Source organism: Paenibacillus castaneae (assembly GCF_002884445.1).
GTDB lineage: Bacteria > Bacillota > Bacilli > Paenibacillales > Paenibacillaceae > Pristimantibacillus > Pristimantibacillus castaneae.
Window position 1 is genome coordinate 911,818 of sequence record NZ_KZ614144.1, and the last position, 13,230, is coordinate 925,047.

The 13,230-nt window shown below is 48.7% G+C and carries 9 protein-coding genes and 2 pseudogenes; 8 read left to right on the forward strand and 3 right to left on the reverse strand.

Annotation, left to right across the window (positions count from 1 at the left end; translation table 11 throughout):
• Window positions 1-125: 125 nt before the first annotated feature.
• The 8 genes from CEF13_RS03835 (at window position 126) to CEF13_RS03870 (ending at window position 9,530) form a co-directional block, all read left to right on the forward strand.
• On the forward strand, window positions 126-800 hold the full coding sequence (locus tag CEF13_RS03835) for a response regulator transcription factor (protein WP_102709498.1): 675 nt from the start codon (window positions 126-128) through the stop codon (window positions 798-800).
• Window positions 800-2,188, forward strand: a complete 1,389-nt coding sequence (locus tag CEF13_RS03840) for a sensor histidine kinase (protein WP_208414577.1) — start codon at window positions 800-802, stop codon at window positions 2,186-2,188. The genes CEF13_RS03835 and CEF13_RS03840 overlap by 1 nt, the downstream gene beginning before the upstream one ends.
• Before the next feature lie 103 nt (window positions 2,189-2,291).
• Complete coding sequence (gene galU / locus CEF13_RS03845; protein ID WP_102709500.1) at window positions 2,292-3,170, forward strand: UTP--glucose-1-phosphate uridylyltransferase GalU; 879 nt, start codon at window positions 2,292-2,294, stop codon at window positions 3,168-3,170.
• Window positions 3,171-3,319: 149 nt separating this feature from the next.
• Window positions 3,320-4,429 (forward strand): GntR family transcriptional regulator, encoded by a 1,110-nt coding sequence (locus tag CEF13_RS03850; RefSeq protein WP_102709501.1) that lies wholly within the window; start codon window positions 3,320-3,322, stop codon window positions 4,427-4,429.
• 178 nt (window positions 4,430-4,607) lie between these two features.
• Window positions 4,608-5,303: an L-ribulose-5-phosphate 4-epimerase gene (gene araD, locus CEF13_RS03855; protein ID WP_102709502.1), complete on the forward strand. Its 696-nt coding sequence runs from the start codon at window positions 4,608-4,610 to the stop codon at window positions 5,301-5,303.
• A gap of 15 nt (window positions 5,304-5,318) precedes the next feature.
• Window positions 5,319-6,989 carry a ribulokinase gene (locus CEF13_RS03860; protein ID WP_102709503.1) on the forward strand — a complete coding sequence of 557 codons (1,671 nt, stop codon included), beginning with the start codon at window positions 5,319-5,321 and terminating at the stop codon, window positions 6,987-6,989.
• Window positions 6,990-7,145: 156 nt separating this feature from the next.
• Window positions 7,146-8,399, forward strand: a complete 1,254-nt coding sequence (locus tag CEF13_RS03865; protein ID WP_146022672.1) for an FxLYD domain-containing protein — start codon at window positions 7,146-7,148, stop codon at window positions 8,397-8,399.
• Between the two features lie 12 nt (window positions 8,400-8,411).
• Window positions 8,412-9,530, forward strand: coding sequence for a S1C family serine protease (locus CEF13_RS03870; RefSeq protein ID WP_102709505.1), 1,119 nt, complete (start codon window positions 8,412-8,414; stop codon window positions 9,528-9,530).
• A gap of 1,020 nt (window positions 9,531-10,550) precedes the next feature.
• On the opposite strand, the pseudogene CEF13_RS29645 reads toward CEF13_RS03870, so the two are convergent.
• From CEF13_RS29645 to CEF13_RS03895, 3 genes and pseudogenes are all read right to left on the reverse strand, one after another.
• A pseudogene (locus tag CEF13_RS29645) lies at window positions 10,551-10,688 on the reverse strand (transposase); the annotation flags it as partial.
• Window positions 10,689-10,923: 235 nt separating this feature from the next.
• Window positions 10,924-12,080, reverse strand: a pseudogene (locus CEF13_RS03885) (IS3 family transposase).
• A 244-nt stretch (window positions 12,081-12,324) separates the two neighbouring features.
• On the reverse strand, window positions 12,325-12,936 hold the full coding sequence (locus CEF13_RS03895) for a superoxide dismutase (protein WP_102709508.1): 612 nt from the start codon (window positions 12,934-12,936) through the stop codon (window positions 12,325-12,327).
• Window positions 12,937-13,230 lie beyond the last annotated feature (294 nt).

Consider the following 13,230-nt stretch of genomic DNA (forward strand, 5'->3'; position numbering starts at 1 on the left):
ATATAATGAATACTACTTTAAAATTATTATAAACTAGCTCCAATGTCAATATCGTTCATGTAACGTTCATGTTGGTGCTGTATGATTAGGCTGCAGCTTTTTTAGCCGACGGGAGGAGATAATGGATGCTGAAAATATTAGTGGCAGATGATGATTCGAATATTCGCGAACTGGTCAGCCTTTTTTTGAAAAGAGAGGGTTATCAGGTTATTGGAGCGATAGATGGCATAGATGCGTTAGAGAAGCTGGAAACGGTTCGTCCCGACCTTGCGGTCATCGATGTGATGATGCCTCGAATGGATGGATGGGCGCTTTGCTCAGCCTTGCGGGCCAGCTACGATATACCGCTCCTTATGCTGACGGCGAAAGGAGAAACCTCGCAGAAGGTGAAGGGCTTCGAGCTGGGTGCGGATGATTATGTGGTTAAACCGTTTGATCCGCCCGAGCTGATCGTCAGGGTGAAGGCGCTGCTCAAAAGATACCGTATCGCTGCGTCGCAAACGGTTGAATTCGGTCGCATGCTGATGAATCAAATTGATTTTCATTTGTCTGCTGGAGGAGAAGTGATAACGCTACCGCCTAAGGAATTCGAGCTGCTGTTCAAGCTGGGAAGCTATCCGGGAAAAACCTTCTCACGGGATCAATTAATTGAGCAGCTATGGGGCGTTGACTATGAGGGAGATGAACGGACAGTGGATGTACATATCAAAAGGCTGCGCGACCGCTTCCCCGAGGAGCATTACCGCTTTCGAATCGTGACGATTCGCGGACTTGGTTATCGGCTGGAGGAGTGGGCGTGATGCGCAGCTTGTATGTTCGAGTAACGGTTACCTTTCTTATTATCGTTATTATTAGCATTGGCATAGCCTTTCTAATTACCAATCAACTGTTTAAACGAGATACAAGAGGCCAGCTAATGGATCAAATGGGGAAAGCAATCGACCGGATCGAGCAAATGTACGCTGTATCCGAGCCATCCTCTATGAAGCACTTTCTAGAGGAAATGTCGAAGCTGCAAGGACAATCTATTGTAGCGGTTAGCAGCTCGAAGCGCCTTGTTGCTGCCGGAGAGCAAAGCGAAGCCATGGTTAAGCAGCTGAATTATCCAATATTGTCAAAAGTGTTTAACGGCGAAGTAGTAAGGCTCGATCGATTCGGTCTTGAGTCGGAAGGTCCGCCTTCGCCTCCAGCCATTGGCAGGCTCGTACGCTTCGGTGATGAGAGCTGGGCATTATTCGTGAAGCCGAATGGTTTTCCACAGAATAGCAACTTTATTTGGACGGCCGTGACGCTGCTTGTTACGCTGCTCGTTGTCGGAAGCATTCTCATTCTAATTGCGGCCCGCTATTTGGTCAGGCCGCTCAAAAGAATGACAAATGCCGCAAGCCGAATAGCGCAGGGGGATTTCAGCGTTCGTCTGCCGGTAAAGCGCGGCGGTGAATTGGATGAGCTTGCAGCGAGTATGAACCAGATGGCGCTGAGCTTGTCTCAGCTTGAAATGATGCGCCAGGATTTCGTTTCCAATGTTTCTCATGAAATTCAATCGCCGCTTACCTCCATTGGTGGATTTGCAGAGGCGCTGCGGAGTGAAGAGGTCACAGAAGCGGAGCGTGACCGCTATATCAGCATCATTAAGCAGGAGAGCACAAGGCTATCGCGTTTAAGCGAGAATTTACTTAATCTGGCCTCTCTCGATTCGCAGCAGCATCCTTTTCATCCGAAGCCTTATCGATTGGACCGTCAGCTGCGAGATGTCGTGCTTGCTTGCGAACCGCATTGGCTTGCCAAAAGGCTGACGGTTGAGCTTCTTATGGAGGAGACGGTTATTTTGGCTGATCAAGATCAGCTTAGCCAGGTATGGTTCAATTTGCTTGCAAATAGTATGAAGTTTACGCCCGAAGAAGGGAAAATATCTTTCTCTTTAGCAGAGCAGGACGATTATGCGGTCGTTCGAATATCCGATACAGGCATCGGCATCAGCGTGGAGGATCAGGAGCGGGTGTTTGAACGGTTCTATAAAGGCGATGCTTCACGGGATAGAAGTCAAGGCGGCAGCGGACTGGGGCTTTCCATAGCTCAAAAAATCGTCGATATTCACGGTGGGACGATTGCGCTTGATTCAAGCGCTGGTCAGTTGACGGGAGCAAGCTTTGTGGTCAAGCTGCCGCTTCAGCAGCCTTGTGACTGATCACAGCAGCAATTCCTTCCTAATATAATGGATAATTGAGGGGCTAAAGGTTATGATGTAGGCAGTCTATTTGTCTAATGCAACCAATGGAGGAGAAGCTCGGATGGAGAAGCGAATAAGAAAAGCAATTATTCCTGCAGGAGGATTGGGAACGCGTTTTTTGCCGGCGACGAAAGCGCAGCCGAAAGAAATGCTTCCGATAATTGATAAGCCAGCCATTCAATATATAGTAGAAGAAGCAGTGCAATCTGGCATTGAAAGCATTGTTATCGTAAGCGGGAGGAATAAGCGAGCGATTGAGGATCACTTCGACAAGTCTGCTGAGCTTGAGATGGAGCTGGAAGCGCGTCATAACGAGGAAATGCTGGAAGTCGTACGCAAAATATCGCAGCTAGCCGACATTTATTATGTTCGTCAACGGGAGCCGCTTGGGCTCGGGCATGCAGTTCTATGCGGAAGACGTTTTATTGCAAATGAGCCGTTCGCAGTGCTGCTTGGCGATGATATATTGAAATCTGATCCACCGTGCTTGCGTCAAATGATAGATGTGTACGAGCAGCAGCAATCTTCGGTTGTAGCTGTCATGGAAGTGCCTTGGGATCAGACGCATAAATATGGAATCGTCGATATAGAAGCAGGCAAGCAGATTGCGCGAGTGCGGGACATTGTGGAGAAGCCGGCTCCTGGGCTAGCCCCTTCCAATTATGCGGTTGTCGGCCGTTATGTACTGAATCCTGCTATATTCGATTTGCTTGAGCACGCAGTGCCGGGCAAGGGTGGAGAGATTCAATTAACCGACAGCTTGCAGCAGTTGAATCGGATATCCGCCTTGTCTGCTTATCGTTTTGACGGAATTAGGCATGATGTGGGGGATAAGCTGGGCTTTGTGCAGGCGACCATCGATTTTGCGCTGGAACGAGCAGACCTTGGGGATGATGTAAGAAAATATTTAATGAAGAGACTTAAGGAAACGCACTCTTAAATCTAATAGCTTGCAAGGCCGCCTCCGTGCGGCTCTTTTTTTTGCGGACAAAGCTGCTGGCCTAATGTAAGAGGATATAAGATCATGTACGTACAAGTTTTGCTTATGTTATACTACTAGGCATACAATTAACGGAGTTGAGGTGTGAAGTGAAGGAACAGCAAACGCCCAAATATATGCAGTTGAAGCAACAAATATTGTCTTGGATTGTCACGGCACAATTTAAACCGCATGATAAGCTGCCGTCGGAGAATGAGATTGGCAAGCAATTTGAAATGAGCAGGCAAACCGTACGCCAGGCGCTTGGAGATTTGGAGCAGGAGGGTTGGCTCTATCGGGCACAAGGAAAAGGCACATTCGTATCGGATCAATCGATTACCGAGCGCCGCAGCTCGCCGCAAGGAATGACGATCGGAATGATTACGACCCACATTTCGGATTATATTTTCCCTACGATTGTCAGAGGGGTTGAGTCCAGCTTGCGGGCCGTAGGGGCACGGCTTCTGCTAGCCAGCACGGATAATGAGAAGGACAAGGAAAAGGACAGCTTGGAGTCCATGCTGCGCGAGCCGCTTACCGGACTGATTATCGAGCCGACAAAGAGCGCCGAGGGAAACCCGAATTTCAATTATTTTTTGGCGCTGGAAGCGCTCAAAATTCCTTATATTATGCTGAATGAGCGATACAGTGATGTGGATGCGCCTTGTTTGCGCGTTGACGATGAGCTTGGCGGCTACCGCGCGGCGGAGCATCTGGTCAAGCTCGGCCATACAGAAATTGCAGGCTTTTTCAAGACTGACGATTTTCAAGGCGTGCATCGGATGCGCGGCTTTCTTAGAGCCCACCGCGAGCATGGACTGACTGTGCCGCCCGAGCATTTGATTCGCTACTCCTCGGAGGAGAAGCAATCGAAGCCAGCGGAAGCTCTATCCGTTATGCTGCAGCGAGAGCAGGAGCGCCGGCCAACAGCTATTATTTGCTACAATGACGAGCTCGCTGTGCGGATGCTTGATATTGTGCGCCAGCTTGGCCTCACAGTGCCTGAAGACTTGTCCATCATCGGCTTCGATGATGCCAACTTGGCAACTGCTACCGAGGTGAAGCTGACGACTGTTGCCCACCCGAAAACGGAGATGGGAGCCGATGCGGTTGAAATGCTGCTCGGCATGGTAGAGAAACAGCAGCGCCGCTTGGTTTCGGATAAGGTCTATGATCCACTGCTCGTCATACGCGATTCTACTCAGGCACCTAGGATGTAGCTTTCAGCTAGTCGTCACTTGTTCGTGCCTGTGCATGCAGGATAGATGTTTTACAAAAAACACGTGACACACTTGTACGTACAACTTATAATAAATAGGAGTGTATATCTTGGTGATGTCCGTATAAGTGTGGACGGGCATTGGAATAGAAACGACTTGAAGGGAGCGAGCTATTCTTATGTTGGAAACGTTGAAGCAAGCGGTTTGGGAAGCAAATATGGATCTTCCCAAATATGGACTAGTCACATTTACTTGGGGTAATGTCAGCGGAATGGACAGGGAGTCTGGTTATGCGGTTATTAAGCCGAGCGGTGTGCCTTACGAAGAGCTGCGTGCGGACCAAATGGTCGTTGTAGATTTGGAAGGCAATGTTGTTGAAGGCCATCTTCGTCCGTCATCAGATACGGCAACCCATGTTTTATTGTATAAAGCTTTTCCGGAGATCGGCGGCATCGTGCATACGCATTCGCCATGGGCGACAAGCTGGGCACAAGCGGGACGGGCAATACCGGCGCTTGGCACGACGCATGGCGATTACTTCTACGGTGAGGTGCCTTGTACGCGCCCCATGACGGAAGCGGAAATCAAAGGCGCATACGAGCTGGAGACGGGGAACGTAATTGTTGAGACATTTAGAACGAAAAACATTAATCCGAATCAAGTGCCCTCTGTGCTAGTAAACAGCCATGCGCCATTCTGCTGGGGCAAGGATCCACATACGGCCGTTCATAACGCCGTTGTTCTAGAGGAGTGTGCCAAGATGGCGCTGCATACGTTCCAGTTAAATCCTAATGTGCAGCCGATGGATCAGAACTTGCTTGATCGGCATTATTTGCGCAAGCATGGAGCAAACGCCTACTACGGCCAAAAATAAGGAGGACTGGGATAAATGAGCAAAAAGTATGCAATTGGCGTAGACTACGGTACGCAATCCGGACGCGCGGTTCTTGTTGATCTCTCGAATGGCGCTGAGGTAGCGGAGCATGTAACGCCTTATATGCACCACGTTATTGACGAGAAGCTGCCCGTATCCGGCATAAAGCTGGAGCATGATTGGGCGCTGCAGCATCCGCTGGATTATATAGAAGTTTTGGAATTGTCCGTTCCTGCTGTAATGAAGGAGTCTGGAATTGATGCTGCTGATGTTATCGGTCTGGGCATCGATTTCACGGCATGTACGATGCTGCCTATCGATGCGGCGGGACAACCGCTTTGCGTACAGGATGCTTATAAGGATAACCCGCATAGCTGGGTAAAGCTGTGGAAGCATCATGCGGCGCAGGATGAGGCAAACCTTATTAATGAGCTGGCTGCAGAGCGCGGCGAGAAATGGGTTCCGCGCTACGGCGGCAAAATTTCTTCCGAGTGGATGATGGCGAAAGCGTTTCAAATACTAAACGAAGCGCCTGAAATTTATGATACGGCGGATAAATTTGTAGAAGCAACCGATTGGGTTATCGGCCAGCTTACCGGCAACATCGTGCGCAATAGCTGTACGGCGGGCTACAAAGGGATGTGGCACAAGCAGGATGGATACCCGAGCAAGGAATTTTTTAAAGCGCTTGATCCGCGGCTTGAGAATTTAACGGAAACGAAGCTGCGCGGTGAGGTCGTTCCACTCGGTTCCAAGGCTGGCGATTTGACAGCAGACATGGCTGCGCGTATTGGTCTCGCGCCGGGCACAGCGATTGCTGTCGGCAATGTGGATGCCCATGCGGCAGTGCCGGGTGTCGGCGTTGTAACGCCAGGGAAGCTTGTTATGGCGATGGGTACATCAATTTGCCATATGCTGCTTGGAACAGAAGAGAAGGAAGTCGAAGGCATGTGCGGCGTCGTTGAGGATGGCATCATCCCAGGCTACTACGGCTATGAGGCGGGCCAGTCGGCGGTTGGCGATATTTTTGAGTGGTATGTTGAGGAAGCGGTTCCAGCTTACGTTCTGCAAGAGGCCGAGCAAGCTGGCGAGAATGTACATGTCTACTTAACACGCCGGGCGGAGGAGCTTAAAGTCGGCCAATCCGGATTACTGGCGCTTGATTGGTGGAATGGCAATCGATCTGTGCTTGTTGATACGGATCTGACAGGTACGCTAGTAGGATTAACGCTATTGACGAAGCCTTGGGAGATTTATAGGGCTTTGCTGGAATCTACCGCCTTCGGTACACGCAAAATCGTAGATGCATTCCATAACAATGGCGTTGAGGTTAATGAGCTGTATGCTTGCGGCGGCTTGCCGCAGAAAAATGCGCTGCTGATGCAAATTTATGCGGATGTAACCAATCGTGAAATAAAAGTAGCAGCTTCCAAACAAACGCCCGCCCTTGGCGCAGCGATGTTTGGTGCGGTTGCCGCTGGCGCCGCGAAGGGCGGCTTCGACAGCATCGTTGACGCAGCACAGAAGATGGCACGTGTTCGCGAAGAGACGTTCAAGCCGATTCCAGAAAATGTAGCGGTTTATGAGAAGCTTTATGCGGAATATAATCTGCTGCATGACTACTATGGCCGCGGAGCTAATGATGTTATGAAGCGGCTTAAGGCGATCAAGGAAGAACAGGCCTAACAAAGGTGAATTTAAGATGAGGGGTGCAGCCGATGCGGCTGTGCCTCTTTTGATTGGATTTAAAATTTCCCACTAATAAAAGATGGAGGACAGCTCCTTTTTAATATAGAATAGATAGATGCATATATAGAGAGAGTTTGAAGAGTTAGGGGATGAATGGAAGTGTATTGCCATCACTGCGGGAAGAAGCGGATGGATGATGCGATCTATTGCAGTCAATGCGGTAGACGACTCGCTGCCGATGAGGAAGCTTTAGTGGCGGCAGACGCTCCGATGATTGCTGGTGTATCGGAGATTGCGGCTTCTAGTGAGACAGAAGCAGTAAACAGCCCATCGTTTAGAAGCAATGGTAAGCGAAGCAAGGGCGGATCATTATGGTCGTGGTTAATACCTATTTCGCTGGCGCTTGTTATGGCGGCGTCCGTATTTACTTACTATAAATATCAATTATCCATAAATGATAAAGTAATTCGGCTGCAAAATGAGGCGAAAACCGAGGCGCTCGCAGGTAAATATGCGGAGGCGCTAGCGCTCCTCAAGGAAGCTGCTAACGATCGGCCTAAGTTTACTGCATTGCGGAAGGATGCATTAATCATCGCCCACGCAGCGGAGCAGGAGCGGGCGGCTGAAGCTGCCAGCAAGCAGCTGGAAGAGAATAATCTTAGTGAGGCAGAGCTGGCACTTATAAAGCTGAAGGACGAGCTTAAAGGCCATACAGAGCCTATCTATGCGCGGGTTAGGGAGAAGCTGACTGCCTTGAACGACAAGCTCGGCATTATGAAGCTGACAGATGAACTGGCTGATCTAGTTACAGTCGATGAGCTGGCGGCAAAGCTTAGCATTGCGAGCCATTTGGACAGCGAAGATGCGGTTTCAATTCGAGAGCAGCTTGTTGAGAAAATTGTAAACATTAGCTTAGTGGAAGCGGAAGCGCTGCTTAAGAAGAAAAACTATACTGAAGCTTTGGCGGTCACTGTCAAAGCACTTACTTTTGCCAAGGAAGATGATCGGTTAGTATCGCTTGAGAATCGTATTAATAATGCACAAGCGCAATATGAGAAGTCAGAGCAGCAGCGGCTTGAGCAAGCTATGCAGAAGGAAGCCGCTGAGGATTTGAAAAATCAGACAGCAGCTGTCGACGTTATCCATATAAAAACAACGCTTGATGAGAATGGCGATGTTTATATAGAAGCTGAGCTGAAGAATGTGGCTACTCGGCCTATTTATTCGGTTAAGATCCAATATACGGTTCTCGATAAGGGAGGTAAGGAAGTAGCTAAAGGAAAGGCTGCTGTTCTGCCTGATTATGTGGAGCCGGGTGAGAATATGAGCTTTAAAGAAGCGGTGAAAGATGTTCATATGGAGGACACGACCGTTATCGTTGATCATATAACATGGTATTTGGATTAAGGGAGCGATAAGATGAGCAGACGGTTATGGATCAGCATCATCGCCTCATCTCTAATAATATGCGGAGGCTTGGGCGGAGCATATGTGGTCCACTCTAAAATTCCGAGCCGGCTTACAGATAAGCCGCTTCTCGCAGTTTCCGAGGTGAAGAAGGCGAAGACGCTTAAGGATATTATTTTTGAGACGCAGAAGCTTGTCGTGATGATCGAGACTGAGAACGGCACGCAAGGCTCCGGCTTTCTCTATAACTTAGAAGGCGATTTAATTACGAATGGCCATGTCGTAGCGGGTTCCCGCAAGGTGAAAATTAAAACGGCGGACGCGCGTGAGCTTGACGGCGAGGTTATTGGCATTAGTACGGAGACGGATGTAGCGGTCGTTCGTGTGCCGGATTTGGCAGGTACGACTCCCCTGCAGGTGGTACGTAAAGAAAAGTCGGAGGTCGGCGATGAAATATTGGCTGTAGGCAGCCCGCTTGGCTTTCAAAATACGGTTACAACTGGCATTATTAGCGGACTAGGCCGCAGCTTTGAAATTGAGCCTTATTTTTATTCGGATTTATATCAAATATCTGCACCGATTACATCGGGAAATAGCGGCGGACCGCTAGTTGATCAGAAAACAGGCGAAGTGCTTGGCATTAATTCCGCAGGCTATGAAAAAGGCTCGATTGGTTTCAGCATTCCGATTGCTAACGTCATTGATATTGTCGAGGCATGGTCGAAGGAGCCAATGAAGGAGCTGCCCGTGCTGGAAACGACCGATGAATCGGTTGCCTTAGAAGATGAGGCCTCCATAGAAGAGTTCGCCGGATACTTGGTTAGGCATTTCTATGACAGCTTGAATAATGCCGATTACGTCTACGCCTATTCTTTGCTTGGCGGCAACTGGAAGGAAGGCACAAGCTATGAAAGCTTTCGCGAAGGCTATCTAGGGACACGAAATGTTGTAATCGATAATATGCATGTGAAAGCAAGCAGCGATGATAAAGCGGTTGTCATAGCGGTAATTTCGGTAGATGAGCGTGAGGACGGCGAATACATGCTGAGCAAATACCAAGTAACCTATCAGGTTGGTTATGAGAATGATCAGCTGAAGCTGCTAAGCGGCAAAGGGAAGGCTATTAAATAAGTTTAGGCAAATGAAAAGAGCGAGAGAAAGACGTCCGGGGGAGACGCTTTCTTCTCGCTCTTTATTGTGCGTGCTTATGCTTTTACGGTGTGAAAATGAGCTGAAGAGCAATAGAATCATTCCGTTAAAATGGGAAGTCGAGCAGTATTGATGGAAAGCATTTCCTCCATTAATGAAAACCGATACCTAACCTACGATAGAGGACCCGGCTGTGGAGGAAAGGGTATAGGCGACGGAAAAGATAGTGGACGCGACGATGGGGAAAAACCTGACCCGCCCGGCCCGCCCGGTCCGAAGCCGCCCGGCCCGCCCGGTCCGAAGCCGCCCGGCCCGCCTGGTCCGAAGCCGCCCGGCCCGCCTGGTCCGAAGCCGCCCGGCCCGCCCGGTCCGAAGGCGCCCGGCCCGCCTGGTCCGAAGCCGCCCGGCCCGCCTGGTCCGAAGGCGCCCGGCCCGCCCGGTCCGAAGCCGCCCGGCCCGCCCGGTCCGAAGGCGCCCGGCCCGCCTGGTCCGAAGGCGCCCGGCCCGCCTGGTCCGAAGCCGCCCGGCCCGCCTGGTCCGAAGCCGCCCGGCCCGCCTGGTCCGAAGCCGCCCGGCCCGCCTGGTCCGAAGCCACCCGGCCCGCCTGGTCCGAAGCCGCCCGACCCGCCCGGTCCGGGTCCCCCTGGCATAGGAGATGGCATTAACATCCTAGATCCGCCGCAGCCGCAATCTTTCCGGACTGGTGCGGCTTGATTCGGATTTATGAGAATTTGCTGCTCGTTAGTGTAAGTATTGTCCATACAAGCATTCAGTCCCCTTCACGAAACGAATTAGGCATTTATCCTGCTGTATCGTATGCGGCAATTGCCTATCCGGTGTGCGGGAATTTACGAAAAAAGAGGTGTCCCAAAAGCATGAAGTACGCTGGAAAGATAGATCACTTCGAACCGAAATGTTGGAAAACATGAAAAAATAGCCGTACAGGGTGTCTATTCCTGTACGGCTATTTTTCTCTTTTGGTCTATGGTTGCTTGCTTCATCAGAATTGGCAAGCGAAAGCCACCCGACCTCCAGACTTACCTTAGGCAAGCTGCGAAGCAGGGAACGCCGAAACCCCCGGTTATTCTTTATCTGCCCGAATACACTTTCGGGTTCAATCATTCGTCTCACCGACAGCGCAAGCGGAAAATTCTACGCCATCCTTTTTTCATAGACGATTTATGAGATGGCTATAGGCTCATATAGGATCATTGAACGGTCAGTTACGGACATGAGGTACGTTATATGAGTGAATTAGCTGTAAAAGCAAAGTTTACGGACATGAGAGCCGTTATTTTCCTTGGATCGGGTCATAATTGGGATTTTTGATGTGCCGTCAAGCTAGTGGACACAAATTTTAGGAACTACCTCGAATTTATGCCGACTTTTTCGCAAAGTACATCTGTTCAAAGCGATGGGTTGTTTTGTAACCCAAAGTTGAATGTAAACGAAGACGATTATAGTCAAATTCAATGTAGTTATTTAGTTCTATTATTGCTTGTTTACGTGTTCTAACTTTCGTTTGGTAAACAAGCTCTTTCTTTAAAGTGCTATGAAATGACTCAATGCAAGCATTATCGTAACAGTTGCCTTTACGACTCATGCTGCCGATCATCTTGTATTGCAGTAATCGTTCCTGGTAATCTTCACTGGCATATTGAGACCCACGATCGGAGTGATGAATGAGACCTGGCTCTGGCTTACGACGTTTATAGGCATGATCAAGAGCGTCTAGAACCAGCTCCCTTGTCATTCGTGAACCCATGCTCCATCCCACGATTTGACGAGAGAACAGGTCCATGACGCTGGCCAAATATAACCAGCCCTCACTCGTCGCAATATACGTTATATCGGTTACCCAGACTTTGTTTGGCGCAAGTACTTTAAACTGTCGGTCGAGTACATTGTCGTGTACAGGCATTGTGTGTTTCGAGTTAGTCGTTGCCTTATATTTCTTGGATGTAATCGACTTTAAACCCATAGCTTTCATATAGCGTTCAACCGTTCTGGAGGACACTTTAATGCCATCCTCATTCAAAGCGGCTGTAATCGGGCGACTTCCTGCACGCTGCTTAAAATAGAAGAAGTAGTGTCTTATACGCCTTTTAATCTTCTTCCGAAGCAGCTCGCTTTTACTCGGCGTATGCTTAAGCCATTTATAATATCCGCTTGTTGAGACTTCTAAAATCTTGCACATCTTCTGGATTCGATACCGCAAGCGGTGTTTATAAATAAACGGATAAATCAGTCCCGGTCCTTTGTGAAGAAGTGCATCGCTTTTTTTAGGATTTCGTTTTCTTCCTGAAGATCCTTGTTTGCTTGTTCAAGTTTTTTCAGACGTTCGTAGTCAACAAATACCTGAGACTGTTCCTTGGCGGCCCCACTCCCGTACTGCTTAATCCAGCGAGATAGGGTACTTTTAGGAATATCTAATTCTCTTGCAACATCAATAAGTCTCTTTCCTGTTGACTCCATATGTTGGATCGTGTTGCGTTTAAACTCTTTGTCATAGCTATCCCGCATTTGTGCCATTAGTACACCTCGTCCTTTTTAATATGTCTATTATAAAGGGTGTTCCTTAAGGTGTGTCCACTAAATAGTCTAACTCCATTTTTGAGCCAATAAGGGCTCTGAGGTCCGTAAGCAGCTCGAAAAGTGGTTTTTGCAGCCAATAAGGGCTCCTGTGTCCGTTAACTTTTGTAGACCAAATAAATAGAAGAGGGTGTCCCAAAAGCCTATGGCTTTTGGGACACCCTCTTTGTGCACGTAAATAATATTATTTGATTGCTGCTTCGTAACGTTTGCCAACTTCATCCCAGTTAACTACGTTCCAGAACGCTGCGATATAATCAGGGCGTTTGTTTTGGTAGTTCAGGTAGTAAGCATGCTCCCAAACGTCCAGACCAAGGATTGGCGTTTCGCCTTCCATGATTGGGCTGTCTTGGTTAGGCAAGCTGTATACTTTCAATTTTCCGTTTGCAACTGCTAGGAATGCCCAGCCGCTGCCGAAACGAGTTGTTGCTGCTTTAGCGAAGTCCGCTTTGAAAGCTTCAAAGCCGCCAAGCTCGCTGTCAATTGCTGCTGCAAGAGCGCCGGTTGGTGCGCCGCCAGCGTTTGGTCCGATTGTTTCCCAGAACAAGCTGTGGTTAGCGTGTCCGCCGCCATTGTTGCGAACAGCAGTGCGAATAGCCTCAGGAACGCTAGCTAGGTCGGAGATTAGATCCTCGATTGATTTGTTTTGCAATTCTGGAGCAGACTCCAGAGCAGCGTTAAGGTTAGTCACATAAGCATTATGGTGACGGCCGTGGTGAATTTCCATTGTAGTCGCATCGATATGCGGCTCAAGTGCGTTGTGCGCGTACGGCAATGCAGGTAGTTGATGTGCCATTTTTTACAGCCTCCTAAGTTTAATATGTATTTATTCCACTCTATTATCCCTTATCCAATCGAATAAATCAACATTATTGTTTCAAAAGTCGGGGGAGCGAGCGATTTGCGACAGTCTAGAATAGGTTAACTCAGAGTTCCAGAAATTATACAAAAATACTAAATAGTAAGCATAGATTTTACACAAAAAGCGATTAAAACACTGAAAGCGCTTAATATTAAGCGCTTTCAAGAGATAATCGATGTTTTATTCAACTTTTTTAAGGAATATTAAAGATTCAAGCAGGATTTCGTT